Source organism: Citrobacter sp. R4 (assembly GCF_026719175.1).
GTDB classification, from domain to species: Bacteria; Pseudomonadota; Gammaproteobacteria; order Enterobacterales; family Enterobacteriaceae; genus Citrobacter_A; species Citrobacter_A sedlakii.
The window spans coordinates 1,099,154-1,123,004 of sequence record NZ_JAPPSU010000001.1 but is presented as its reverse complement, the minus strand read 5'-3'; the positions used below and the strand labels follow the sequence as shown (position 1 = coordinate 1,123,004).

The following is a 23,851-nucleotide window of genomic DNA, read 5'->3' as shown; positions in this document are numbered from 1 at the left end:
GTCACTCTCTCTCCATGTTCAGCGGGAAATGACAAGCGTAGAGATGGTTTTTCGCTCCGGTCAGACGCGGTGTTTCAATACATTCTCGCTGCGCATACGGGCAGCGCGGCCCCAGACGGCAGCCTATCGGTAATTGTTCCAGCAACGGAATCGCCCCGGGCATGGTGTTCAAACGACTTTTATGCGGCATCGCGCTGCCAAAGTCAGGAATGGCGCGGATCAGCGCCTGGGTGTAAGGATGATGGGGAATAGTCACCAGTTCTTTACTTGGCGCCGTTTCCACCGTCTGCCCACAATACAGCACGTTAATTCTGTCTGCCCACTGGCTGAGCATCTGCAGGTCATGGCTGATCAGCAAAATGGTGGTATTGCTGTTCTGGTTCAGACGCGTCAGCAATCGGAAAATTTGCGCCTGGGTGGTCGGCTCCATCGCGTTTGTCGGTTCGTCGGCAATCAGCAGGCGCGGCTGGTTAGCCAGCGCGATGGCAATCATGACCTTCTGACACTCGCCGTCGGTCAGCTCATACGGGAAGCTGCGCATGGCGTCTTTATGATCTTTGATCCCAACGCGGTGCAGCAGTTCAATGGCACGACGCTTGCGCCAGCCGACACGTTGCCACCAGCGGCCTTTATAGGTCCAGGCCGGAATATTTTGCATCAACTGCCGACCGACGCGTTCTGACGGATCCAGACACGACTGCGGCTCCTGAAAGATCATCGAGACGTTATGTCCCACCAGCTTGCGCCGTTCGCGCGGAGAGAGGCGCAGCAGGTCGATATCGTCGAAGCGCATACGATCAGCGGTCACGCGCCAGTTATCTTTGGCGACGCCGCAGATCGCTTTGGCGATCAGACTCTTACCGGAGCCAGATTCACCCACCAGACCGCGGATCTCGCCTTCACTTAAGGTCATGCTCACGCGGTCGACGGCTTTTACCCATTCATCACCGGTTTTGAATTCAATGGTCAGGTTGCGGATATCCAGTAACGGCATTATTCGACCCCCGCAATAATCGCCCGGCGTACGCCGTCACCAAGCAGGTTGACCAACAGAACGCTAATCATGATCGCCGCGCCGGGCAGCATGACTGTCCAGGGCGCAACGTAAATCAGCTCCAGCGCATCGCCAAGCATCGCGCCCCATTCAGGAGAGGGGAGTTGCGCGCCAAGGTCGAGAAAACCGAGCGCGGCAATATCCAGAATCGCCATCGACAACGCGCGGGTGATTTCCGTCACCAACCCGGCGGTGATATTAGGCAGTACGGCAAACCAGAGAATGTTCAGCGTGGATGCGCCATCGAGGCGGGCGGCAATAACGTACTCTTTTTCCAGTTCGTCGTGCACCATACTGTAAACCGAACGTACCATTCTGGGCAGCAACGCCAGCCAGACGGCAAACATGGCGTGAACCAGATGCGGTCCTGCAAACGCCACGACGATAATGGCCAGCAGCAGTGACGGAATCGACAACAGCGTATCAAGAATATGGTTCAGCACGGCGGAGCGCAGGCCGTGTGTCGCCCCCGCAATCACCCCCAGCAGCAGGCCGCAAAGCGTCGCCGCCACGGTGACGATAAACGCGCCGCCCACTGTCGGCGCCGCGCCGCTTAACAGGCGACTTAGCACGTCCCGTCCTAAATCGTCGGTACCGAGGAAGAACGACACCTCGCCGTAGCGGGACCAGGACGGCGGCAACAGTTGATAGCCGAGGAATTGCTGGTCGATGCCATACGGCGCAAACCAACCGCCAAAGACGCACAGCAGCGCCAGACCCGCACAGCCGTACAGGCCAACCATCGCCGTGGCATCGCCATAAAATTTCCGCCACGCGGTGCGCAGCGTACCTGGCGGGCGCTTTTCGCTATAAACGCTATCGTAAGGCATACCATTCCTTATGTTTCAGAGGGTTAGCCATAGCACCCAAAATATCAGAAATCACGTTGACGATAATGACCAGCGATCCTATCACCATTACTCCTGCGGAGATCGCCGCGTAGTCCTGCTGGCGTATCGCATTAATCAGCCAGCGCCCCAGCCCCGGCCAGCTAAAGACCATCTCGGTAATCATTGCCAGCGTCAGCATGGTGGAAAACTGGAGGCCAAGGCGAGGAATCACCGGCGGCAGCGCATTGTGCAATACATGACGGCGCAAGATCGTGAAGCGGGAAAGACCGCGCGTGGCGGCGGCTTTGACGTAGTTCTGGTCGAATACCTCGATGGTGCTGATGCGCATTAAGCGGATCACTTCCGTGGTTGGCGCGACCGCCAGGGTTAACACCGGCAGCACCATATGGCGCAGCGCGCTCATGATCATCTCGTCGCGCCAGGGCGAATCAGAAATCCAGGCGTCGACAATCGCCAGCCCGGTAACGGGCTTCACTTCGTATAGCAGATCAAAACGACCGGATACCGGCAGCCAGCCGAGGGTCAGCGAAAAGAACAGCGTCAGCAACAGCGCCAGCCAGAAGACGGGAATGGAAAAGCCGAGCAGGGCGAGTGCGCTAATCAGTCGATCCTGCCATTTATTGCGCGTGATGCCCGCCAGCATCCCTACCGGGATCCCCACCATCAGCGCGAAGCCAAACGCCAGCGTACACAGCTCCATCGTGGCGGGAAACACCTCTTTAAGCTGTTCAGAGATCAGCTGTCCGTTAATGCTCGATACGCCAAAATCCCAGTGAAGAAGACCGCTGAACCAGAAGACCCACGCATTCCACAACGACGCGCCCTGAAGCGGCGCGTGTGGAGTAAAGTAGCTCAGGCTGAAGCCGATAAAGGTCAGGAAAAAAAGCGTGACCATCAGCAACAGGATGCGGCGTAAGGTGAAAATAATCATGGTTTACTCACCTCAACGGTTTTTTCACGCGAAACGCCCGCGAACGAGGCGTTGCCAAACGGACTCAGCACCAGCCCTTTAATATCGTAACGGTAGGCCTGCAGACGCAACGAAGAGGCCAGCGGCAGAATCGGCAGCTCTTTGGCGAGAATCGTTTGCGCCTCATCGTAGGCGTCAATGCGGGCGGAAAGCTGTTGCGATGACAGGGCTTTTCGCAGTACCCGATCAAACGTCGGATCACACCAGTGGGCGAAATTGGTTTGCGACTGGATTGCCGCACAGCTTAACAGCGGACGGAAAAAACTGTCCGGGTCGTTACTGTCGGTCGCCCAGCCGGACAATGTCAGATCATGATTCATGTCCATCAACCGCGCCTCCTGGAAACGCCCTTCAACCGGCACAATCACCACTTTCACGCCGACCTGCGCCATATCCGCCTGAATCAGTTCTGCGGTTTTCAGCGGGCTGGGGTTCCATGCCTGAGAGCTGGTCGGCACCCACAGATGCAGGGTGAGGTTTTCCAGCCCCAGCGCTTTCAACTGCTCGCGAGATTTCGCTGGATTGTATTCGGTAATTTTAGCCTCGTTGTCATAGGCCCACGAGGCGCGCGGCAAAATAGAAGCCGCCGTTTCCGCTGTGCCGTAATAAATTGACTGCATCAGACGTTGGTTATTGATCGACAACGCCAGCGCATGGCGGACCGCGGGGTTATTCAGCGGCGGTTTATCGGTATTAAACGCCAGATAGGCGATATTCATTCCCGGACGCAGGGTCAGGCGCAGACGGGGGTCATCGCGCAGAATTGTCAGTTGACTGGCGGCGGGCCAGGCCAACACATCACATTCGCCGGTGAGCAGCTTCGACAGGCGGCCAGTACCGCCGGACCCTAAATCCACGACCACCTGTGGCATCAACGGTTTGCCGCGCCAGAAACTGTCGTGCCGTTGCAGACGAATGAACTGGCCGGCGCGGTATTCCGACAGCTGAAACGGCCCGGTGCCGACCGGCTGCCTGTCGAGCAACTCCTGACGATCCTGCTTCGTTAACTGCGCCGCATATTCCGCGGACATCACCGACGCATAATGTGTGGCGAGGTGCCATAAAAACGAGGCGTCCGGCTGCGCCAGGCGAAACTCCACGGTATTACCGTCGATTTTGCGGACGCTCTGGACGTTATCCGCAAACTGCAGACTGTCGAAATAAGGGAAGTTGCCGCCGTTGACGTTATGCCATGGATGCTGGCGATCAAAAATGCGCTGGAAGGTAAACACCACGTCATCGGCGTTCAGCTTACGGGTTGGCGTAAACCAGGCTGTTTTCTGAAACGGGACGTCGCGGCGCAGATGAAAACGGTAGGTTGCGCCGTTATCCAGAACCTCCCAACGTTCCGCCAGTTCCGGCACCAGGCGATAGGTATAAGGATCGACATCCAGCAGTCGGTCATATAACTGCGCGGCAAGCGTGTCGACGATCAGTCCACTGCTCGCTTTTTGAGGGTTAAAGGTGTTGACCTGCCCACTGACACAATAAACGAAGCCGCTGTCGCGGATATCTTCATGCGAAGGCGCTTCAGGCGCAGCAGCAGCCTGACCACGCAGGAGTCCAGCCATCACGATCAGAGACGATATAACCAGGCGCATAATTTTTAAGGGATTATATATAAAGTATCTATCTTACTAATATTTAATAACATTTGCTATTACCGTTTGTATTTTGGGGCATCATGGGGCAGACGTGTTGGCAATCGCGCGTTCAGCATCGCGACCTGATCAGCATTCATACCGGCTATCCATTTTGACTATACCTCATAAACCATCTTAGCATTCTCATGCCCCATATGACTCGCAATAAACGATAAGTTGGCTTTTGCAGACAGCAACCAACACGCGTAAGTATGCCGAGATTGATATGGCGGATGCCGCCGAATACCTGAACGCCTGGTTATGTCAAAATGGCGGATCGTTCGGGTTGAGAGAGACACCCAAACGCACCATACAGGAACTTTCTATTGAAACCTTTGCTTTGCAATGTGCGATTAACGCAGAAACTGCCTGCGAAAGCCAGATTGCGGAACGTTCGGCCCTCATGTCTGAAATGGCCTTGTGGGTCGGCAAAGGGTAAACATAAACGCGGAATTGACAGTAAAGCCCGGCCTGCCGGGCGATAATTATCTCCGCTGTCGCGCCTGATCACCTTTCCATTCTTTAAACGATGCCTCCAGTATCCAGAGGCACTGTGCACCTTCGAAAGTCCTGAGTAGCGCACTACGCGTTCGCATATAAAAAACGTCAATTTCTTCAACGGTTCTTTCAGTTGGGACGGTGCAGACAAGATTGCTGCCAATCATGTGCGGCCAGTCATGTGCATCGATTTTTTGCAATGCCCGTAACGCGCCAGGTGTGTTTGATGTGAGCGCGCTTGCAAGGGCATCCTCCAGTTCCTGCGCCTGCTTGACATTTGCCGTCGCTGCGAGAGATGCAATCTGCTCCAGACTTGCCGGATCCCCGCTGGCAACACCACTTACGATTTTATCCCAGTCGCTTCCTTTCGACAGCGCCGGAAATGAAAGACAGGCCGACAGTAGCAGAGCAAGCCGCAGCCTCATCGCACCACCTCTATACTTCCCCCGTCACGCAGAATATTTCGACGCGTTGAGAGCGACATAATAATGCAGCCCTCAGAGGCGAATCCTGCCGGACCGTGCTTGCGTTCGCCATGTATTCTGAATTCCGAACGCCTGAAACTTTCACCCGACGTTTGTTCAAGAATAATAGTGACCGGGCCTTTTGAATTAGAATGCCCCGTGATTTTATATGTCCCGCGAGGGAGTGGACCCAACCCCTTAACATGCTGACGATCCGGATTGTTTTTGTTTGTCAGCGCACCGGAATAGCCAGTCTCGATCAACTTCCCGTCCTTGTACATTTTCCCCGTGCTTTGCTCATATTTCCAACCCATATTTTTGCTCCTATGCGGTTTTCCTGTCATTCCAGCTATCCGAGTGAATAATATTTCCGTCAGCAAAGCGCCAGGTGATTTTCTCGTATAGCAATTCGACGAGTTCAATGTGATTATGTCTCTCATAATCAGGGCTTTTGACATCGAGCATCATCGGACAAACGCTCACAATCGTTACTCCCTCCATCAGGACTGAAAAATACTCGACCTCCTGTCCGGCATCGTTAATTTTATATAATTTAACCTCAGCGGATTTTAGCCGCTGACCTGTGGTAACGGCCTTGTAAAGATACGGGCTGGAAGAGTCTATTTCTTTATCAAAAGAAAACGGGGAATGAGCGCGCAAACTGGTCGCCTTACCAGTGTGTTTATCTGTAGGCTGCAAAACACCATGATTAAAGCCGATGATTTCGATACTTCCGTCACGATCCCTTACGTCTACCGAACCCTTAATATCTTCACCGCCATCGTCTTTCAGCCAGAGATAGGCTGGTATCGCCATTCTTAAAACTCCATTTCTGCTGTTAAAAATAGTAATAAACACTTTATTATTCGAACGTGCAGCACACTAAATGCTATAGCTTTGACGTATAGCTTTTTGATATTCATATAAAAAATGTAAAACTTGAAATATATAAACCCTGGCGGATTGTTGTGCAAAATTGAGAGTTTCGAAGGGTGGATTGTGTGGGGGGGGGAAACGCGATTGGGGCAGGAAAAGGGGCACTAAAATGACTCGCATTGTCTTCGTGTCAATTATTATAACTCTATTTTTAATAATAAAATGTTGATTTCTAAGGGGCGTTAAAAAATAATTTTTAAGGTTTTTAGATTCGATTTGCAACGTGTATCGCACTTTGGCCCGTCAGGTAAAAATGGCTGTAGGTAACTGACGCAAAACTGCGCAAATTCGCCGTGAAAACGCTAAATCTGATGCTTTTTAAGCAACGCGCGCAACTGGTGGTAGGTCAGACCGAGCAGTTCAGCCGCCCGTTTCTGATTAAATCTCGCCTGTTGCAGGCTCAGTTGCAGCAGGTTTTTTTCCTGCTGTTGCTGATATTCGCGCAAATCCATAGGCAGGGAGGGGACCGACGCGGGAGCGTCAGTCTGTGACGGGAGGCGGCTTTCCTCACGTTTGAACGGATCGAGAACGATCTCATCGAGCGGCGCGTCGCTGGTGCCATGACGGTATACAGAACGTTCAACGACGTTTTTTAATTCACGGATGTTGCCGGGCCAGGCGTAGGTCATGAGCGTTTCTCTGGCGTGGTCGGTGAAACCGGGGAATAACGGCAGACGTATTTCACGGCACATCTGAATGGCAAAATGTTCCGCCATCAGCATGATATCGGCCTGCCGTTCGCGCAGAGGCGGCAATTGCACAACATCAAACGCCAGGCGATCCAGCAGGTCTGCGCGGAATGTGCCTTCTTTCACCATCGCCGGTAGGTCGGCGTTGGTCGCACAGACCAGCCGCACGTTCACCTGTAATGGCTGGCTGCCGCCGACACGCTCCAGTTCACCGTATTCAATGACGCGGAGCAGCTTTTCCTGCACCAGCATCGGCGCGGTGGCGAGCTCATCGAGAAACAATGTCCCGCCATCGGCGCGTTCAAAGCGGCCGGGATGCCGTTTTTGCGCCCCGGTAAATGCGCCAGCTTCGTGACCGAACAGTTCGCTGTCGAGCAAATTTTCATTGAGCGCGGCGCAATTGAGAGAAATAAACGGCCCCTGCCAACGGGAAGAGAGATAATGCAGGCGGTTAGCGATAAGCTCTTTACCGGTGCCGCGTTCACCGATGATCAGGACCGGTTTATCCAGTGGCGCCAGACGTGAAACCTGTTCGAGAACCTCGAGAAAACTGTTGGCCTCGCCTAAAAGATTGTCTTTGTATTCTGTCATGATGAATTTCGCCACTTGTTGGTGTATTTCACCACTTTACGCTGTTTTTGTGCCGAGGTAAAACTGTACGTTACTTGATATTTCAGTGAGTTAAAAAGTTGGCACGAGGATTGTATTACATATTCAGCAGGGCATCGCCCGACATCAAAAAATATGAGGACTGAATTATGGGTATTTTTTCTCGTTTTGCCGACATCGTGAACGCCAACATCAACGCGCTGCTTGAAAAAGCGGAAGATCCGCAGAAGCTGGTTCGCCTGATGATTCAGGAGATGGAAGACACACTGGTTGAAGTTCGTTCCAATTCCGCTCGCGCGCTGGCAGAAAAGAAACAGCTATCCCGCCGTATTGAGCAGGCCACCGCGCAGCAGACCGAGTGGCAGGAAAAAGCGGAGCTGGCGCTGCGTAAAGATAAAGACGACCTGGCGCGTGCCGCGCTGATCGAAAAACAGAAGTTGACCGATCTGATCGTGACGCTCGAGCAGGAAGTGGCGCTGGTGGAAGATACGCTGACGCGCATGAAGAAAGAGATTGGCGAGCTGGAAAATAAACTCAGCGAAACCCGCGCCCGCCAGCAGGCGTTGATGTTGCGCCATCAGGCGGCCAGTTCTTCCCGCGATGTTCGCCGCCAGCTCGACAGCGGCAAGATCGATGAAGCGATGGCGCGCTTTGAATCTTTTGAACGTCGCATCGATCAAATGGAAGCTGAAGCGGAAAGCCACAGCTTTGGGAAGAAACCGACGCTGGACCAGCAGTTCGCTGACCTGAAAGCCGATGATGAGATCGGCGAGCAACTGGCGCAACTGAAAGCCAAAATGCAGCAAGACAAGCAATAATAATACCTGGCGGCGCCCGAACGCGCCGCCGCTCATCACCTGTAAGGAGTACACATGAGCGCGCTATTTCTGGCCATTCCGCTAACCATTTTCGTGCTGTTTGTGCTGCCGATTTGGTTATGGCTGCATTACAGCAACCGTTCCGGTCGCGGCGAACTCTCGCAGAGCGAGCAACAGCGTTTAGTCCAACTTACCGACGACGCCAGGCGAATGCGTGAACGTATTCAGGCGCTGGAAGCGATTCTTGACGCGGAACATCCGAACTGGAGGGAACGTTAATGGGAGGCATTAACCTGAACAAAAAATTATGGCGCATCCCCCAACAAGGGATGGTACGCGGCGTGTGCGCGGGCATCGCGCAATACCTCGACGTGCCGGTGAAACTGGTGCGCATTCTGGTGGTGCTGTCGATCTTTTTTGGTCTGGCATTCTTTACCCTGGTTGCCTACATCGTGCTGTCTTTTGTGCTTGATCCGATGCCGGACAACCTGGCCGCAGGCGAAAACCAGCCTACCAGCGGAGAACTGCTGGATGCGGTTGATAAAGAGCTGGCGGCGGGGGAGAAGCGCCTGCGTGAGATGGAGCGCTATGTCACCTCGGATACGTTTACGTTACGTAGCCGTTTCCGTCAGCTGTAATGAATTCAGTGAGGGCTAAGATGAATAATCGCTGGCAACGCGCCGGGCAAAAGGTGAAACCCGGTATGAAAATAGCAGGTAAGCTGGTACTTCTGACGGCGCTGCGTTACGGTCCGGCAGGTGTGGCGGGCTGGGCAGTGAAGTCCGTCGCCCGTCGTCCGCTGAAAATGTTGCTGGCGCTCGCGCTTGAACCCTTATTAAGCCGGATGGCTGCAAAAATATCAAAACGTTATTCCAAAAATTAATCCTGTCGATTACGGGCCGCCCGGTCCGTAACAAATAAATCACAATTTAAAAATTAATTTGCGGCAGCTCACAAATACGATTTTTGGGCTGCCAAAATGGTTTTTTTTCGCCGCGAAAACCCCGTGCCCTGCATTGACAGCTAATTTTACCGGGAGTAGTCTCTTGCGTCATGGGACCGCTACCACGGAAAAATCAAGTGAAGCACAAAATTCAGGAATGCCTCAGCTTTGTCTATGAAGATTCATGGACGCATCGTCATGATGAAATGCTCAACGCGCGAATAGAAAACGCGCGAAAGGTTATTACGAAAAATCGTAAACCACACTGGGATGAAAGTGATGTGGTATTGATTACTTACGCCGACCAATTTCACAGTGAAAAAGAAAAACCACTGCCTACATTTAATCGGTTCTATTCCCGGTGGTTGGCGTCAATATTCTCCCATGTCCATCTGCTGCCCTTTTATCCCTGGTCTTCTGACGATGGATTCTCGGTCATCGATTATTATAAGGTCGCCGAAGAAACAGGGGACTGGCAGGATATCGCGGCGTTAAATACATCCTGTCAATTGATGTTTGATTTTGTCTGTAATCATATGTCGGCGAAAAGCGAGTGGTTCGCACATTATTTACAGCAGACGCCGGGATTTGAACAATTCTTTATTGAAATGGATCCGCAGACCGATCTGAGCGCAGTCACGCGTCCGCGCGCATTACCGCTGCTGACGCCGTTTACTCTGAAAGATAATAGCGTGCGTCATTTATGGACCACCTTCAGCGAAGATCAGATCGACCTCAACTATGCTAATCCGGATGTATTGCTGGCGATGGTCGACGTGCTGCTGACTTACCTTGAACACGGGGCTGATTATGTGCGTCTCGACGCAGTAGGCTTTATGTGGAAAACGCCGGGCACGAGCTGCATTCATCTGGAAAAGACCCACCGGTTGATTAAGCTGTTTCGCGCTATCGCCGATGACGTCGCGCCTGGCACGGCAATTATCACGGAAACCAACGTTCCGCATAAAGACAACATTTCCTATCTGGGCAACGGGCTGGACGAAGCTCACATGGTCTATCAGTTTTCGCTGCCGCCGCTGGTTCTGCACGCCGTGCACCGCCAGGACACCCGCGCGCTCAGTCAGTGGGCGCAGTCGCTGACGCTGCCGTCACAGCAGACCACCTGGTTTAACTTTCTTGCCTCTCACGATGGCATTGGTCTGAATCCGCTACGCGGATTGCTGCCGGAAGACGATATTTTAGCGTTAGTCACCGACCTGCAAAAACAAGGGGCGTTGGTTAACTGGAAGAATAACCCGGACGGTACGCGCAGCCCGTATGAAATCAATGTCACCTACATGGATGCGTTAAGTTCGCGCGACAGCAACGATTCACAACGTCTGGCGAAATTTATGCTGGCCCATGCGCTGTTATTGACCTTTCCGGGTGTGCCGGCCATCTATATTCAAAGTATTCTCGGCTCACGTAATGATTACGAGGGCGTGGAAAAATTAGGTTATAACCGGGCGATTAACCGTAAGAAATATCAGCGCGAAGCGATTGAAAATGAATTAATGGCAGAGGATTCGCTGCGTCATCAGGTATATCAATCTTTATCGCGGCTGGTGAAGATTCGCCGAAATAATCACGCCTTCCATCCGGAAAGTGATTTTACCATTTGCAGTATTACGCCTGCGGTAATGAAAATCGTTCGCGCGGCGAATACCGACGAAAAAATCACGGCTTTATTTAACTTCAGTGATTGCATTCAGACCGTTGACGCGGGGGTAAACTCCGGCATCGATTTAATGACGGAAACCCTGGTTTCCGGCGAAACATTAACGCTGCAACCCTGGCAGGTTATGTGGATTAAAAAATAAAAGGAACATCTGATGCTTAAAACAAAAATTGTGCTGTTATCAGCACTGGTTTCCTGCGCCCTGATTTCAGGCTGTAAGGAAGATAAACCCGACCATGTGACGATTGAATTTATGCACTCGTCTGTCGAACAGGAGCGTCAGGCCGTTATTACTACGCTTATTGAACGGTTTGAAAAAGCGAATCCTGAGATCACCGTGAAGCAGGTTCCGGTGGAAGAAGACGCCTATAACACTAAGGTCATTACGCTTGCGAGAAGCGGGTCACTGCCGGAAGTGATCGAAACCAGCCATGACTACGCGAAAGTGATGGACAAAGAGCAGCTCATTGACCGGGAAGCGGTGACGAATGTCATCCAGACCGTGGGCGAAAATGCTTTTTATGACGGGGTGCTGCGGATTGTCCGCACCGAAGACGGCAGCGCGTGGACCGGGGTGCCGGTGAGCGCCTGGATCGGCGGCATCTGGTATCGCAAAGACGTGCTGGCTAACGCCGGACTCAACGAACCGAAAAACTGGCAGGATCTGCTGAATGTCGCCCAGACCCTGAACGATCCGGCGCATAAGAAATATGGCATCGCGTTGCCCACCGCGGAAAGCGTGCTGACCGAGCAGTCTTTCTCCCAGTTCGCACTCTCAAATAAAGCGAATGTGTTTAACGCTGAGGGACACATCACGCTCAACACGCCGGAGATGACCCGCGCGCTGAGCTATTACCGCGATCTGGCAGCCAATACCATGCCAGGTTCCAACGACATCATGGAGGTGAAAGACGCTTTCATGAACGGCACCGCGCCAATGGCGATGTATTCGACGTATATTCTGCCAGCCATCATGAAGGAGGGCGATCCGCAGAACATCGGGTTTGTGGTGCCAACCGAAGAGACGTCGGCGGTTTACGGCATGTTGACTTCGCTGACCATTACCAGCAGCCAGAAAGAAGAAGAAACCGAAGCGGCCGAGAAATTTGTCGCGTTCATGGAACAAGCCGACAACATCGCCGACTGGGTGATGATGTCGCCGGGCGCGGCGCTGCCGGTGAACAAAGCGGTGGTGGGCACCAAAACCTGGCAGGACAACGGCGTCATCAAAGCGCTGGGCGAGCTGCCGGGGCAACTGATTGCGGAACTGCCGAACATTCAGGTGTTTGGCGCGGTAGGGGACAAAAACTTTACCCGTATGGGCGATGTGACGGGATCCGGTGTCGTCAGTTCGATGGTGCATAACGTGACAGTCGGCAAAGCTGATCTGTCCTCAACGCTTCAGGAAAGCCAGAAAAAACTGGATACCCTGATTGAGCAGCGTTAATGGCTAAGAGGAACGCAGTTATGACCCGATTATTTTCAGGTCGATCCGATATGCCTTTTGCGCTGCTGCTCCTGGCGCCCAGCCTGTTGCTGCTGGGCGGCCTGGTGGCCTGGCCGATGATATCGAACATCGAAATCAGCTTTTTGCGCTTGCCGCTAAACCCGCGCATCGACGCCACCTTTGTGGGGTTGAGCAACTACATTCGCATCCTTTCCGATCCCGGATTTTGGCACTCGCTGTGGATGACGGTGTGGTACACCGCGCTGGTGGTGGCAGGCAGTACCGTGCTCGGGCTGGGCGTAGCGATGTTCTTCAACCGTGAATTCCGCCTGCGCAAGACGGCGCGTTCACTGGTGATCCTCTCCTACGTGACGCCGTCGATTTCGCTGGTGTTCGCCTGGAAGTACATGTTCAACAACGGCTACGGCATTGTGAACTATCTCGGCGTGGATCTGCTGCATCTCTACGATCAGGCGCCGCTGTGGTTCGACAATCCCGGCAGCAGTTTCGTGCTGGTGGCGTTGTTCGCCATCTGGCGCTACTTCCCGTATGCGTTTATCTCGTTTCTGGCGATTTTGCAGACCATTGATAAGTCACTGTACGAAGCGGCGGAAATGGACGGCGCTAATGCCTGGCAACGTTTTCGCATTGTCACGCTGCCAGCGATTATGCCCGTACTGGCGACGGTGATTACGCTGCGCACCATCTGGATGTTCTACATGTTCGCCGACGTGTATCTGTTGACCACCAAGGTCGATATTCTCGGGGTCTATCTCTACAAAACGGCCTTTGCCTTTAATGACTTAGGGAAAGCGGCAGCGATCTCGGTGGTGCTTTTCATCATTATCTTCGCCGTCATTTTGCTGACCAGAAAACGGGTGAACCTCAATGGCAACAAATAAACGCAAACTCGGACGTGTCGTTTTTTACTGCGGCCTGATCATCTTTCTTATTATCACGCTGTTTCCTTTTTTCGTGATGCTGATGACGTCGTTCAAAAGCGCGAAAGAGGCGATTTCGCTGCATCCGACGCTGTTGCCGCAGCAGTGGACGCTGGAACACTATGTCGACATTTTTAACCCGCTGATTTTTCCTTTTGTCGATTACTTCCGCAACAGCCTGGTGGTGTCGGTGGTGTCGTCGGTCGTGGCCGTGTTTCTGGGGACGCTGGGCGCGTATGCGCTCTCCCGCCTGCGCTTTAAAGGGCGGATGACCATCAACGCCAGCTTTTACACGGTGTACATGTTCTCCGGCATTTTGCTGGTGGTGCCTCTGTTCAAGATCATCACCGCGCTCGGGATTTACGACACCGAAATGGCGTTGATCGTCACAATGGTGACCCAGACCCTGCCGACCGCCGTGTTCATGCTGAAAAGCTACTTCGACACCATTCCGGATGAGATCGAAGAAGCGGCGATGATGGATGGGTTGAACCGTCTGCAAATTATTTTCCGTATTACCGTTCCGCTGGCGATGTCGGGGCTGGTGTCGGTCTTTGTCTACTGCTTCATGGTGGCGTGGAACGACTATCTGTTCGCCTCCATTTTCCTCTCCAGCGCCAGCAACTTCACGTTGCCGGTGGGACTGAACACCCTGTTCAGCACGCCAGATTACATCTGGGGACGCATGATGGCGGCGTCGCTGGTGACGGCACTTCCTGTCGTCATTATGTATGCGCTTTCCGAACGTTTTATTAAGAGTGGTTTGACCGCTGGTGGCGTGAAGGGCTAAGGCGGCCAGTTTTTAATCAAGGAGTTGTAGATGAAAAAGTTAGTCGCAACAGCGCCGCGTGTGGCGGCCCTGGTGGAATATGAAGACCGGGCTATTGAGGCTCATGAGGTGCGGATCCGCGTGCGCTTTGGCGCGCCGAAGCACGGTACGGAAGTGGTCGACTTTCGCGCCGCCAGCCCGTTTATTGACGAAGATTTCAACGGTGAGTGGCAAATGTTTATGCCGCGTCCGGAAGGCGCGCCGCGAGGTATCGAATTTGGCAAGTTCCAGCTTGGCAATATGATCGTTGGCGACATTATCGAATGCGGTAGCAACGTCACCGACTATGCGGTGGGCGACAGCGTCTGCGGCTACGGTCCGTTGTCCGAAACGGTCATCATCAATGCAGTGAATAATTACAAGCTGCGCAAAATGCCGGCAGGTCGTTCGTGGAAAAACGCCGTGTGTTACGACCCGGCGCAGTTTGCGATGAGCGGCGTGCGCGATGCGAACGTGCGCGTGGGCGACTTCGTGGTGATCGTCGGGCTCGGCGCCATTGGTCAGATCGCGGTGCAACTGGCGAAAAAAGCGGGCGCGTCCGTGGTGATTGGCGTTGACCCGATCGCCCATCGTTGTGATATCGCCCGTCGTCATGGCGCCGATTTCTGCCTTAACCCAATCGGCACCGACGTGGGGATGGAGATCAAAAAGCTGACCGGTAAGCAGGGCGCTGATGTGATCATCGAAACCAGCGGCTATGCTGACGCGTTGCAGTCCGCGCTGCGCGGACTGGCCTACGGTGGCACTATCTCCTACGTCGCTTTCGCGAAACCGTTCGCCGAAGGGTTCAACCTCGGTCGCGAAGCGCACTTCAACAACGCCAAAATCGTCTTCTCGCGCGCCTGTAGCGAACCGAATCCGGACTATCCGCGCTGGAGCCGTAAACGTATCGAAGAAACCTGCTGGGAACTGCTGATGAATGGGTATCTGAACTGCGAAGACCTGATCGACCCGGTGGTGACGTTCGCAGACAGCCCGGAAAGCTATATGCAGTACGTCGACAGACATCCGGAAAAGAGCATCAAAATGGGCGTGACGTTTTAAGGGACAGGACGACAAAAATGAAAATTGGAACGCAGAACCAGGCATTTTTTCCGGAAAACATTCTGGAGAAGTTTCGTTATATCAAAGAGATGGGCTTCGACGGCTTCGAAATCGACGGCAAACTGCTGGTCAACAACCTCGACGAAGTCAAAGCGGCAATCAAAGAAACCGGCCTGCCGGTGACCACGGCCTGCGGCGGCTACGATGGCTGGATTGGCGACTTTATTGAAGAGCGTCGTCTGAACGGTCTTAAGCAGATTGAGCGCATTCTGGAAGCGCTGGCTGAAGTCGGCGGGCAAGGGATCATCGTCCCGGCAGCCTGGGGAATGTTCACCTTCCGTCTGCCGCCGATGACCTCGCCGCGCAGCCTGGAAGGCGACCGCAAAATGGTCAGCGATTCACTGCGTTATCTCGACAAAGTGGCAGAACGCACCGGGACGGTCGTTTATCTGGAGCCGCTTAACCGCTATCAGGATCACATGATCAACACGCTGGCGGATGCACGTCGTTACATCGTGGAGAACGACCTGAAGCACGTGCAGATCATCGGTGATTTCTACCACATGAATATTGAAGAAGACGATATGGCGAAGGCGCTGCACGATAACCGCGACCTGCTGGGGCACGTGCATATTGCTGACAACCACCGCTATCAACCGGGGACCGGCACGCTGAATTTCAAAATGCTGTTCGACCAACTGCGCGCGGATCAGTATCAGGGCTATGTGGTGTACGAAGGGCGCGTCCGGGCGGATAACCTGCCGGAAGCCTACCGTCAGTCTTTGGCCTGGTTGCGTACCTGCTAAGAGGTTTCCGTGAAAAGTGCAATGACAAGCTCCCCGCTGCGTGTGGCCATTATTGGCGCAGGACAGGTAGCGGATAAGGTTCATGCTTCGTACTACTGCACCCGCGAGGATCTGGAACTGGTGGCTGTCTGTGACAGCCGCCTGTCTCAGGCGCAATCGCTGGCAGAAAAATACGGTCATGCGCAGGTCTGGGACGATCCGCAGCGCATGCTGCAAAGCGTAAAGCCGGATATCGTGAGTATCTGTTCGCCAAACCGTTTTCACTATGAACATACCATGATGGCGCTGGAAGCCGGGTGCCACGTGATGTGCGAAAAACCCCCGGCCATGACCCCGGAACAGGCGCTGGAAATGTGCAATACCGCGCGCCGGATGGGCAAAGTACTGGCGTATGATTTCCATCACCGTTTTGCTCTCGACACGCAACTGTTACGCGAGCAGGTGACGACAGGCGTGCTCGGCGAAATTTATGTCACCAATGCCAGAGCGCTGCGCCGCTGCGGCGTGCCCGGCTGGGGCGTCTTTACGAATAAAGCGCTGCAGGGCGGCGGCCCGTTGATCGACCTTGGCGTACATATGCTGGATGCGGCAATGTACGTTCTGGGATTCCCGCTGGTGAAACGCGTTACCGCGCACAGCTTTCAGAAGATCGGCACCCGGAAAAATAACGGTCAGTTCGGCGAATGGGATCCCACGACCTATACCGTGGAAGATTCGCTGTTCGGCACCATTGAATTTCATAACGGCAGTATTCTGCGCCTCGAAACCTCTTTTGCACTGAATATTCCTGAACAATCAATAATGAATGTGAATTTTTGCGGCGATAAAGCAGGCGCAACGCTGTTCCCGGCGCAGGTCTACACCGATCACAACGGCGAACTGGCTATTCTGACGCAGCGGGAGCGCGCCGATGATCAACGCCATTATCGCAGTATGGAAGCTTTCGTGAACCACGTTCAGGGTGAACCGGTCACCATCGCCGATGCCGAGCAGGGCTTTGTGATCCAACAGCTGGTCGCGGCGCTGTATGAATCTGCCGAAACAGGGATGTGCGTTGAATTATGAGTAAACCAGTGATGTTATCCGATCCGGGTTTTTGCCCGCACAGCCTGAATAAATACGCCTCGCTGATGGCGACAGGCAACGGTTATCTGGGGATCCGCGCCAGCCACGAAGAAGGCTACACGCAGCAGACGCGCGGGATGTATCTTGCCGGACTTTATCACCGGGCCGGCAAAGGGGAAATCAATGAACTGGTGAACCTGCCGGATGTGATTGGCGTCGATATTCAGCTCAACGGGGACATTTTCTCCCTGCTTAGCGGCACGATTGAAAGCTGGCGGCGCGAACTGGATGTTAGCTGTGGCGAGCTGACGCGCGCACTGGTCTGGCGCGCGCCCGGCGGCGCGCGTTTCGCCATCGAGAGCCGCCGCTTCGCTTCCGTGACGCAACTGCCGCTGGTGGCGATGCAACTGTCCATCACGCCGCTGGACGCGGCGGCGACGGTATCTGTGTCCACCGGCATCGACGCCACTCAGACCAACCATGGCCGCCAGCATCTGGATGAAACGCAGGTGCGGGTGTTTGGCCAGCATCTTCTGCAAGGCATTTATTCCACCCAGGATGGCCGCAGCGATATTTCTGTCTCGACCTGGTGTCGCGTGCAGGGCGAGGTGCAGTCCTGTTTTACGGCGAAAGAGCGTCGCCTGTTGCAGCATAACACCGCGCAGGTCGCCCAGGGCGAACGGTTGACGCTGGAAAAGTTCACCTGGATTGAGTGGACCAGCAGTCGCAATCTGTCACTGGATACCTGGGCCCGCCAGGGACGACGCGCGCTGGAAAACTGCGCGCTGCAGGGTTATGAGGCCTTACTGACGGAGTCCGCCGCCAACTGGGGCGACTGGTGGCAGCGCTGTCGGGTCGAGGTCGCCAGCCATGACAATTCGGATCAGCGGGCGCTGGATTTTGCGCTCTATCATCTGCGAAGCATGACGCCAGCCCATGACGAGCGCAGCAGCATCGGTGCGAAAGGCATGACCGGCGAAGGCTACAAAGGCCATGTTTTCTGGGATACCGAAGTCTTTTTACTGCCGTTCCACCTGTTTACCGAGCCGGAAGTGGCGCGCAATCTTCTGCGCTACCGCTGGCACAACCTGCCGGGCGCCCGTGAAAAAGCGCGGCGCAATGGCTGGCATGGCGCGCTGTTTCCCTGGGAGAGCGCCCGCAGCGGCGAAGAAGAGACACCGGAATACGCGGCCATTAACATCCGGACCGGGCTGCGTCAGAAGGTGGCTTCCGCGCTGGCGGAACATCACCTGGTCGCTGACATCGCATGGGCGGTGGTCGCTTACTGGCAGGCAACGGGCGATGACCAGTTTATGGCACGCGAAGGACTGACGCTGCTCCAGGAAACAGCGCGGTTCTGGATGAGTCGTGCGACAGACGTCAACGGACGGCTGGAAATTCATGACGTGATTGGCCCGGATGAATATACCGAGCACGTCAACAACAACGCGTTCACCAACTACATGGCGCATTACAACGTCGCCCAGGCGCTGCGATTTTCCCGCCGCTTTGGCTGTACGGATGAGGCGTTTCTTCATCGCGCCGCGCATTTTCTCGCGCACCTTTGGCTGCCGGAGGCAGGGGAGGACGGAGTACTGCCGCAGGATGACACCTTCCTGAGTAAGCCGGTCATCGATCTCACGACATATAAGGCGAAAGCGGGCAAGCAGACTATTCTGCTCGATTACTCGCGGGCGGAAGTCAACGAGATGCAGATCCTCAAGCAGGCTGATGTCGTGATGTTGACCTACATGCTGCCTGAGCGGTTTTCGACCGATGTCTGCCTGCGCAACCTGAACTTCTATGAACCGCGAACGATTCACGATTCCTCATTGAGCAAATCGATTCACGGTATTGTGTCCGCGCGCTGTGGCGATGCCGAACAAGGTTATCGTTTCTGGCGAGAAGGGACGCTAATCGATCTTGGTGACGATCCGCACAGCTGCGATGACGGCATTCATGCGGCGGCAACGGGAGCGATCTGGCTTGGTGCGATCCAGGGCTTCGCCGGATTAAGCGTACGCGAAGGCGAGTTGCACCTTAACCCTGCGTTACCAGACGCCTGGCGGCAACTGACCTTCCCACTTCGGTGGCAGGGAAGCGAACTGCGCATTTCGCTGTCGAGACAGGAAGCGCGTATCAGTAGCACTCGTCCGGTGACCCTATGGCTGAACGGGACGGCGCTGACCGTTAACGGTGAGCAGACCTGTTCCCTCGCTGACTTTATTTTGCCCACCAATGGGACCGCTACCACACAAAAGGAGGGTGAATGAAACTACAGGCGATAGTGTTCGATCTCGATGGGGTGATCACCGACACCGCGCATCTGCATTTCCTTGCCTGGCAACAGGTCGCCGCAGACATCGGGATCGCGATCGACGAGGAATTTAACGACACCCTGAAAGGGATAAGCCGGGGGGAGTCATTGCTGCGTATTTTACGTCACGGCGGGAAAGAGGGGGAATTCAGCGAGCAGGCGCGCGAGGCGCTGGCGGCACGTAAGAATGCGCTTTACGTTCACTCTCTGCGCGATTTAACCGCCGATTCCATCCTGCCGGGGATCCGTGAACTGCTCGGCGAACTGCGCGCGCGACAGATAGCAATTGGCCTGGCGTCAGTCTCCCTGAACGCCCCCACCATTCTCAGGGCGCTGGAAATTGAACACTTTTTTGATTATTGCGCCGATGTCGGAAAAGTAGCCCGTTCCAAACCGGATCCGGCGATTTTCCTCGCCGCGTGTCAGGGACTGGGCATACCGCCGCAGGCCTGTATCGGAATCGAAGACGCACAGGCTGGAATCGATGCGATCAATGCCAGCGGCATGCGCTCGGTAGGCATTGGCTCGGGCTTGACGGGCGCAGGTTTGCTGCTTCCGGCGACAGACTCTCTGACGTGGCCGTGCTTATCGGCTTTCTGGCAACACGACAAGTAAAGGAATCACTATGGCACAGCTCTCGTTGCAACATATTCAGAAGATTTACGACAACCAGGTTCACGTAGTGAAAGATTTTAACCTGGAGATCGAAGACAAAGAGTTCATCGTTTTTGTCGGTCCGTCAGGCTGTGGTAAATCCACCACGCTGCGCATGATTGCCGGACTGGAAGAGATCAGCGCTGGCGATCTGCTGATCGACGGCAAACGGATGAACGATGTTCCGGCAAAATCGCGCAATATCGCGATGGTCTTTCAGAACTACGCGCTGTATCCGCACATGTCCGTGTACGACAACATGGCGTTTGGGCTGAAAATGCAGAAGATTGACCCGACCATTATTGATGAACGCGTCAACTGGGCGGCGCAGATCCTTGGCTTGCGGGACTATCTGAAGCGCAAACCGGGCGCGTTGTCCGGCGGTCAGCGTCAGCGCGTAGCGTTAGGACGCGCTATTGTGCGTGAAGCCGGGGTGTTCCTGATGGATGAGCCCTTGTCGAACCTCGATGCCAAACTGCGTGTGCAGATGCGCGCGGAAATCAGCAAGCTGCATCAGAAGCTGAACACCACCATGATTTACGTGACGCACGACCAGACGGAAGCGATGACCATGGCGACGCGTATCGTCATTATGAAAGACGGGATAGTACAACAGGTGGGCGCGCCGAAAACGGTTTATAACCACCCGGCAAATATGTTTGTCGCGGGATTTATTGGCTCACCGGCAATGAATTTTATTCGCGGCGCGATCGACGGCAATCAGTTTGTAACCGAAACCCTGAAATTAACCATTCCGGAAGACAAATTACAGGGGCTGAGAGCAAAAGGCTACGAACATAAAGCGGTGGTGATGGGTATTCGTCCTGAGGATATTCATCCCGAGTCGCAACAGGAAAATAGCGTGGCGGCAAAAATAAGCGTCGCAGAACTGACCGGCGCGGAATTTATGCTGTACACCACCATTGGGGGGCACGAGTTGGTGGTCCGTGCCGGAGCGGTTAATGATTATCACGCAGGAGACAATATCACCATTCATTTTGATATGGCGAAATGCCATTTCTTTGACGCAGAAACTGAATTCGCTATTTAACGAGAAAACTTGCCGGGAGAACCTGTTCTCCTGGCTTTAGCTCATTTTATTTATCTGTATTTATACAAGGAATAATAATGAAAACCTTACTGTCCTCTACTGCGCTGCTGATGTGCGCAGGAATGGCCTGCGCGCAGGCTGCAGAAAATAATGACTGGCATTTTAATGTCGGCGCCATGTATGAAATCGAAAACGTCGAAGGCCAGGGTGAAGATATGGATGGGCTGGCTGAACCCTCCGTCTATTTCAACGCCGCCAACGGGCCGTGGAAAATCTCGCTGGCGTATTATCAGGAAGGGCCGGTTGATTACAGCGCGGGTAAGCGCGGCACCTGGTTTGACCGCCCGGAACTGGAAGTGCGTTATCAGTTTCTGGAAAGCGACGACGTCAATTTTGGTCTGACCGGCGGTTTCCGTAATTACGGCTATCACTACGTTAATGAACCGGGTAAAGACACCGCGAATATGCAGCGCTGGAAAGTGTCACCGGACTGGGATATTAAGATTAGCGATAACGTGCGCTTTGGCGGCTGGTTGTCCCTGTATCAGTTCGTTAATGATTTATCGACAACCGGTTATTCCGACAGCCGCGTCGAAACGGAGACGGGTTTTACATGGAATATTAACGAAACGTTCTCCCTGGTGACCAATTATTACCTTGAACGCGGTTTCAATATCGACAAGTCGCGGAACAACGGTGAATTCTCGACGCAGGAAATTCGCGCCTATCTACCGGTGGCATTAGGCAACACCACGCTGACGCCATACACCCGTATTGGTCTTGATCGCTGGAGCAACTGGGACTGGCAGGACGACATCGAACGCGAAGGTCATGATTTCAACCGCCTCGGTATGCTGTACGCCTATGATTTCCAGAATGGATTATCCATGACGCTGGAATATGCGTTTGAATGGCAGGATCACGATGAAGGCGAGCGGGATCATTTCCACTACGCCGGTGTCGGCGTGAATTACGCTTTCTAATTGTCAACGCACGGCCGGATGGCGGCGCAGCGCTGACAGGCGTTATGGATAACGCACTCACTCACGGGGCAGAATACGCCCCGTTTTTACGCCAGCGATCCCGCAAGAGCGATTTGGGTCGTGACGGTGATATGTTGCAGACCCTTTTTGCCGCGAATTAATTTAAACAGCAAAGCGCAACTTTCTTCCCCAAGTTCCTGCGTTGGCACATCAATTCCGCCCGGCGGCGGCGTCAGAATAAACGACAGCATTTCATTACTGTAGCCCACCACGGCGAGCTGCTGCGGAATGGCAATATTCAATTCCGCTGCCGCACGATAAAGGCTCATTAATTTCAGGCTGTCCGTGGCGAAGACGGCATCCGGTAATGTGCTCTGGCTCAGCAAGGCCCTGGCGGCGCATAGCGCGGACTCATGGGTGTAACCGCCGTCGATAATCCACTCATCGCGGATCGTCAACTGGTGTGCCTGAAGGCTGGACTTATAGCCATTCACCCGGTCAACGGAAACGTGATAATCCAGCGGCGCGTGCAGGCAGGCGATAAGCCGGTGGCCGCTGTTGATCAACGCATCGGTTAGCGCAATGCTGTCGCGGTAATTATCGGTATCGACAGAATAGACATGATCGTACTGACCCTCCACTTTGCCAATAACCACCACCGGAATATCGTATTTATCCAGCCGCGCGAAAAAGGACTCATCCGCAGGTGAGCTGAGCATAATAATGCCCTTGATCATTTTCTGCTTAATTTTGCTCTCACATTTTTGCAGGTCGTCTTCACTGCTGCGTGACGTCTGCAAAATCACGTCGAAACCTTCTTCTTCGGCCTTGGCGGTAATGGCATGCAGCACTTCAGAGAAGAACGGATTTCCGGCGGTGGTTTTGGTGGAGCGGGTGGATATGACCATAATGGCGTCAAAGCCAGAGGAGGTCAGGGCGCGGGCCAGTTTGTTGGGCTGATACTGTAATTCGTCGATGGCGCGCAGGACTTTTTCCCGCGCTTCGGGCGATATATTGGTTTGCTTATTAAGTACTCGGGAAACCGTCGACTTCGACACACCCGCAACGCGGGCAATATCATAAATAGTGGGCGACATAATTCAGGAACTCCATCAGAGAGTTAATGCCACCCATCTTATGGAGTTAGCCAGTCGTTGACAACATAACGTGTTGGATAATCAACAACCTGACCTGAAACAGGAAGGTTTTACGCCCGGTGTTTATGACGGCGCTGCGTTGAGGCCGGATATTGCAACAGGGCCGCTGCGGGACGTACCGGACGTCGAACCAATTCCCCCCCGCAGTTCGGGCAACTGCCGTGAAGCCGCTGAGTCACGCAATCACTGCAAAAGGTACATTCGAACGAACAGATAAAGGCTTCCGTTGATTCTGGCGGCAGATCGCGATCGCAGCATTCGCAGTTAGGGAGAAGTTCGAGCATGGTGTTCTCCGGGTTAAGGGAAAAATCATCGAAAGTATAGATGACCCACAGGCCACGCAGAATAAAACCTGCTATTACACCAGGATCACCATGAAAAGGATACCACGATCTGTTTATAGC

At 54.0% G+C, this 23,851-nt stretch carries 26 protein-coding genes and 1 pseudogene; 16 read left to right on the top strand and 11 right to left on the bottom strand.

Annotated elements, in window-relative coordinates:
* Position 1 precedes the first annotated feature (1 nt).
* From sapD to OOJ60_RS24740, 5 genes and pseudogenes are all read right to left on the bottom strand, one after another.
* A complete protein-coding gene (gene sapD / locus OOJ60_RS05325; protein WP_060571283.1) occupies positions 2–994 on the bottom strand; it encodes a peptide ABC transporter ATP-binding protein SapD in 993 nt (330 codons plus the stop codon).
* Positions 994–1,884, bottom strand: coding sequence for a peptide ABC transporter permease SapC (sapC, locus tag OOJ60_RS05320; protein WP_042283387.1), 891 nt, complete (start codon positions 1,882–1,884; stop codon positions 994–996). The genes sapD and sapC overlap by 1 nt, the downstream gene beginning before the upstream one ends.
* Entirely contained in the window at positions 1,871–2,836 is a 966-nt protein-coding gene (gene sapB / locus OOJ60_RS05315; protein ID WP_042283384.1) for a peptide ABC transporter permease SapB, read from the bottom strand. Before sapB ends, sapC begins: the two co-directional genes overlap by 14 nt.
* Complete coding sequence (gene sapA / locus OOJ60_RS05310; RefSeq protein ID WP_042283382.1) at positions 2,833–4,476, bottom strand: ABC transporter substrate-binding protein SapA; 1,644 nt, start codon at positions 4,474–4,476, stop codon at positions 2,833–2,835. Before sapA ends, sapB begins: the two co-directional genes overlap by 4 nt.
* Positions 4,477–4,535: 59 nt before the next feature.
* Positions 4,536–4,778, bottom strand: a pseudogene (locus tag OOJ60_RS24740) (site-specific integrase); the annotation flags it as partial.
* Between OOJ60_RS24740 and OOJ60_RS24735 the strand changes: the two are divergent.
* The gene (locus OOJ60_RS24735) at positions 4,703–4,957 is read left to right on the top strand and encodes a hypothetical protein (protein WP_320338982.1); all 255 of its coding nucleotides are present in this window, start codon (positions 4,703–4,705) and stop codon (positions 4,955–4,957) included. The pseudogene OOJ60_RS24740 and the gene OOJ60_RS24735 overlap by 76 nt on opposite strands.
* A gap of 46 nt (positions 4,958–5,003) precedes the next feature.
* Here the strand turns inward: OOJ60_RS24735 and OOJ60_RS05300 are convergent, their stop codons facing one another.
* The 4 genes from OOJ60_RS05300 to pspF all read right to left on the bottom strand — a co-directional run bounded on the left by OOJ60_RS05300 (position 5,004) and on the right by pspF (position 7,696).
* Positions 5,004–5,441: a hypothetical protein gene (locus OOJ60_RS05300; RefSeq protein WP_205612079.1), complete on the bottom strand. Its 438-nt coding sequence runs from the start codon at positions 5,439–5,441 to the stop codon at positions 5,004–5,006.
* Entirely contained in the window at positions 5,438–5,794 is a 357-nt protein-coding gene (locus tag OOJ60_RS05295; protein ID WP_205612078.1) for a tlde1 domain-containing protein, read from the bottom strand. Before OOJ60_RS05295 ends, OOJ60_RS05300 begins: the two co-directional genes overlap by 4 nt.
* A 10-nt stretch (positions 5,795–5,804) precedes the next feature.
* The gene (gene tssD / locus OOJ60_RS05290; RefSeq protein WP_205612077.1) at positions 5,805–6,296 is read right to left on the bottom strand and encodes a type VI secretion system tube protein TssD; all 492 of its coding nucleotides are present in this window, start codon (positions 6,294–6,296) and stop codon (positions 5,805–5,807) included.
* A gap of 422 nt (positions 6,297–6,718) precedes the next feature.
* A complete protein-coding gene (gene pspF, locus OOJ60_RS05285) occupies positions 6,719–7,696 on the bottom strand; it encodes a phage shock protein operon transcriptional activator (RefSeq protein WP_205612076.1) in 978 nt (325 codons plus the stop codon).
* Positions 7,697–7,863: 167 nt separating this feature from the next.
* On the opposite strand from pspF, the gene pspA reads away from it, so the two are divergent.
* The 15 genes from pspA to OOJ60_RS05210 all read left to right on the top strand — a co-directional run bounded on the left by pspA (position 7,864) and on the right by OOJ60_RS05210 (position 22,290).
* Complete coding sequence (pspA, locus tag OOJ60_RS05280; protein WP_042283362.1) at positions 7,864–8,532, top strand: phage shock protein PspA; 669 nt, start codon at positions 7,864–7,866, stop codon at positions 8,530–8,532.
* Between the two features lie 54 nt (positions 8,533–8,586).
* Complete coding sequence (pspB, locus tag OOJ60_RS05275) at positions 8,587–8,811, top strand: envelope stress response membrane protein PspB (protein WP_042283359.1); 225 nt, start codon at positions 8,587–8,589, stop codon at positions 8,809–8,811.
* Complete coding sequence (pspC, locus tag OOJ60_RS05270) at positions 8,811–9,170, top strand: envelope stress response membrane protein PspC (RefSeq protein WP_060571274.1); 360 nt, start codon at positions 8,811–8,813, stop codon at positions 9,168–9,170. The genes pspB and pspC overlap by 1 nt, the downstream gene beginning before the upstream one ends.
* 20 nt (positions 9,171–9,190) lie before the next feature.
* The gene (pspD, locus tag OOJ60_RS05265; RefSeq protein WP_042283355.1) at positions 9,191–9,415 is read left to right on the top strand and encodes a phage shock protein PspD; all 225 of its coding nucleotides are present in this window, start codon (positions 9,191–9,193) and stop codon (positions 9,413–9,415) included.
* 197 nt (positions 9,416–9,612) lie between these two features.
* Complete coding sequence (locus OOJ60_RS05260; RefSeq protein ID WP_205612075.1) at positions 9,613–11,295, top strand: sugar phosphorylase; 1,683 nt, start codon at positions 9,613–9,615, stop codon at positions 11,293–11,295.
* 12 nt (positions 11,296–11,307) lie between these two features.
* Positions 11,308–12,600, top strand: a complete 1,293-nt coding sequence (locus tag OOJ60_RS05255) for an ABC transporter substrate-binding protein (RefSeq protein ID WP_205612074.1) — start codon at positions 11,308–11,310, stop codon at positions 12,598–12,600.
* Between the two features lie 20 nt (positions 12,601–12,620).
* Positions 12,621–13,502 carry a carbohydrate ABC transporter permease gene (locus tag OOJ60_RS05250; RefSeq protein ID WP_205612073.1) on the top strand — a complete coding sequence of 294 codons (882 nt, stop codon included), beginning with the start codon at positions 12,621–12,623 and terminating at the stop codon, positions 13,500–13,502.
* Positions 13,489–14,331, top strand: coding sequence for a carbohydrate ABC transporter permease (locus OOJ60_RS05245; protein ID WP_205612072.1), 843 nt, complete (start codon positions 13,489–13,491; stop codon positions 14,329–14,331). The genes OOJ60_RS05250 and OOJ60_RS05245 overlap by 14 nt, the downstream gene beginning before the upstream one ends.
* Positions 14,332–14,361: 30 nt before the next feature.
* Positions 14,362–15,414, top strand: coding sequence for a zinc-dependent alcohol dehydrogenase (locus OOJ60_RS05240; RefSeq protein WP_060571271.1), 1,053 nt, complete (start codon positions 14,362–14,364; stop codon positions 15,412–15,414).
* 17 nt (positions 15,415–15,431) lie between these two features.
* Positions 15,432–16,220: a sugar phosphate isomerase/epimerase family protein gene (locus OOJ60_RS05235; RefSeq protein WP_042283336.1), complete on the top strand. Its 789-nt coding sequence runs from the start codon at positions 15,432–15,434 to the stop codon at positions 16,218–16,220.
* A 9-nt stretch (positions 16,221–16,229) separates the two neighbouring features.
* Positions 16,230–17,285: a Gfo/Idh/MocA family protein gene (locus tag OOJ60_RS05230; RefSeq protein WP_205612070.1), complete on the top strand. Its 1,056-nt coding sequence runs from the start codon at positions 16,230–16,232 to the stop codon at positions 17,283–17,285.
* The gene (locus OOJ60_RS05225) at positions 17,282–19,558 is read left to right on the top strand and encodes a glycoside hydrolase family 65 protein (protein WP_205612069.1); all 2,277 of its coding nucleotides are present in this window, start codon (positions 17,282–17,284) and stop codon (positions 19,556–19,558) included. The genes OOJ60_RS05230 and OOJ60_RS05225 overlap by 4 nt, the downstream gene beginning before the upstream one ends.
* Entirely contained in the window at positions 19,555–20,217 is a 663-nt protein-coding gene (gene pgmB, locus OOJ60_RS05220) for a beta-phosphoglucomutase (RefSeq protein WP_205612068.1), read from the top strand. Before OOJ60_RS05225 ends, pgmB begins: the two co-directional genes overlap by 4 nt.
* Positions 20,218–20,227: 10 nt before the next feature.
* Positions 20,228–21,307, top strand: a complete 1,080-nt coding sequence (locus OOJ60_RS05215) for an ABC transporter ATP-binding protein (RefSeq protein ID WP_181823116.1) — start codon at positions 20,228–20,230, stop codon at positions 21,305–21,307.
* Between the two features lie 77 nt (positions 21,308–21,384).
* Positions 21,385–22,290, top strand: a complete 906-nt coding sequence (locus OOJ60_RS05210) for an OmpG family monomeric porin (RefSeq protein ID WP_042283326.1) — start codon at positions 21,385–21,387, stop codon at positions 22,288–22,290.
* Positions 22,291–22,376: 86 nt separating this feature from the next.
* Here the strand turns inward: OOJ60_RS05210 and OOJ60_RS05205 are convergent, their stop codons facing one another.
* Both OOJ60_RS05205 and OOJ60_RS05200 read right to left on the bottom strand, forming a co-directional pair.
* Positions 22,377–23,387 carry a LacI family DNA-binding transcriptional regulator gene (locus OOJ60_RS05205; protein WP_205612067.1) on the bottom strand — a complete coding sequence of 337 codons (1,011 nt, stop codon included), beginning with the start codon at positions 23,385–23,387 and terminating at the stop codon, positions 22,377–22,379.
* Positions 23,388–23,497: 110 nt separating this feature from the next.
* A complete protein-coding gene (locus OOJ60_RS05200; RefSeq protein WP_205612066.1) occupies positions 23,498–23,731 on the bottom strand; it encodes a DUF1272 domain-containing protein in 234 nt (77 codons plus the stop codon).
* Between the last annotated feature and the right edge of the window lie 120 nt (positions 23,732–23,851).

What these genes read in the sequence shown, in the direction of transcription:
- sapD (WP_060571283.1), bottom strand. Translation starts at nt 994, where the DNA reads ATGCCGTTACTGGATATCCGCAACCTGACCATTGAATTCAAAACCGGT.
- sapC (WP_042283387.1), bottom strand. Translation starts at nt 1,884, where the DNA reads ATGCCTTACGATAGCGTTTATAGCGAAAAGCGCCCGCCAGGTACGCTG.
- sapB (WP_042283384.1), bottom strand. Translation starts at nt 2,836, where the DNA reads ATGATTATTTTCACCTTACGCCGCATCCTGTTGCTGATGGTCACGCTT.
- sapA (WP_042283382.1), bottom strand. Translation starts at nt 4,476, where the DNA reads ATGCGCCTGGTTATATCGTCTCTGATCGTGATGGCTGGACTCCTGCGT.
- OOJ60_RS05300 (WP_205612079.1), bottom strand. Translation starts at nt 5,441, where the DNA reads ATGAGGCTGCGGCTTGCTCTGCTACTGTCGGCCTGTCTTTCATTTCCG.
- OOJ60_RS05295 (WP_205612078.1), bottom strand. Translation starts at nt 5,794, where the DNA reads ATGGGTTGGAAATATGAGCAAAGCACGGGGAAAATGTACAAGGACGGG.
- tssD (WP_205612077.1), bottom strand. Translation starts at nt 6,296, where the DNA reads ATGGCGATACCAGCCTATCTCTGGCTGAAAGACGATGGCGGTGAAGAT.
- pspF (WP_205612076.1), bottom strand. Translation starts at nt 7,696, where the DNA reads ATGACAGAATACAAAGACAATCTTTTAGGCGAGGCCAACAGTTTTCTC.
- pspA (WP_042283362.1), top strand. Translation starts at nt 7,864, where the DNA reads ATGGGTATTTTTTCTCGTTTTGCCGACATCGTGAACGCCAACATCAAC.
- pspB (WP_042283359.1), top strand. Translation starts at nt 8,587, where the DNA reads ATGAGCGCGCTATTTCTGGCCATTCCGCTAACCATTTTCGTGCTGTTT.
- pspC (WP_060571274.1), top strand. Translation starts at nt 8,811, where the DNA reads ATGGGAGGCATTAACCTGAACAAAAAATTATGGCGCATCCCCCAACAA.
- pspD (WP_042283355.1), top strand. Translation starts at nt 9,191, where the DNA reads ATGAATAATCGCTGGCAACGCGCCGGGCAAAAGGTGAAACCCGGTATG.
- OOJ60_RS05255 (WP_205612074.1), top strand. Translation starts at nt 11,308, where the DNA reads ATGCTTAAAACAAAAATTGTGCTGTTATCAGCACTGGTTTCCTGCGCC.
- OOJ60_RS05250 (WP_205612073.1), top strand. Translation starts at nt 12,621, where the DNA reads ATGACCCGATTATTTTCAGGTCGATCCGATATGCCTTTTGCGCTGCTG.
- OOJ60_RS05245 (WP_205612072.1), top strand. Translation starts at nt 13,489, where the DNA reads ATGGCAACAAATAAACGCAAACTCGGACGTGTCGTTTTTTACTGCGGC.
- OOJ60_RS05240 (WP_060571271.1), top strand. Translation starts at nt 14,362, where the DNA reads ATGAAAAAGTTAGTCGCAACAGCGCCGCGTGTGGCGGCCCTGGTGGAA.
- OOJ60_RS05235 (WP_042283336.1), top strand. Translation starts at nt 15,432, where the DNA reads ATGAAAATTGGAACGCAGAACCAGGCATTTTTTCCGGAAAACATTCTG.
- OOJ60_RS05225 (WP_205612069.1), top strand. Translation starts at nt 17,282, where the DNA reads ATGAGTAAACCAGTGATGTTATCCGATCCGGGTTTTTGCCCGCACAGC.
- pgmB (WP_205612068.1), top strand. Translation starts at nt 19,555, where the DNA reads ATGAAACTACAGGCGATAGTGTTCGATCTCGATGGGGTGATCACCGAC.
- OOJ60_RS05215 (WP_181823116.1), top strand. Translation starts at nt 20,228, where the DNA reads ATGGCACAGCTCTCGTTGCAACATATTCAGAAGATTTACGACAACCAG.
- OOJ60_RS05210 (WP_042283326.1), top strand. Translation starts at nt 21,385, where the DNA reads ATGAAAACCTTACTGTCCTCTACTGCGCTGCTGATGTGCGCAGGAATG.
- OOJ60_RS05205 (WP_205612067.1), bottom strand. Translation starts at nt 23,387, where the DNA reads ATGTCGCCCACTATTTATGATATTGCCCGCGTTGCGGGTGTGTCGAAG.
- OOJ60_RS05200 (WP_205612066.1), bottom strand. Translation starts at nt 23,731, where the DNA reads ATGCTCGAACTTCTCCCTAACTGCGAATGCTGCGATCGCGATCTGCCG.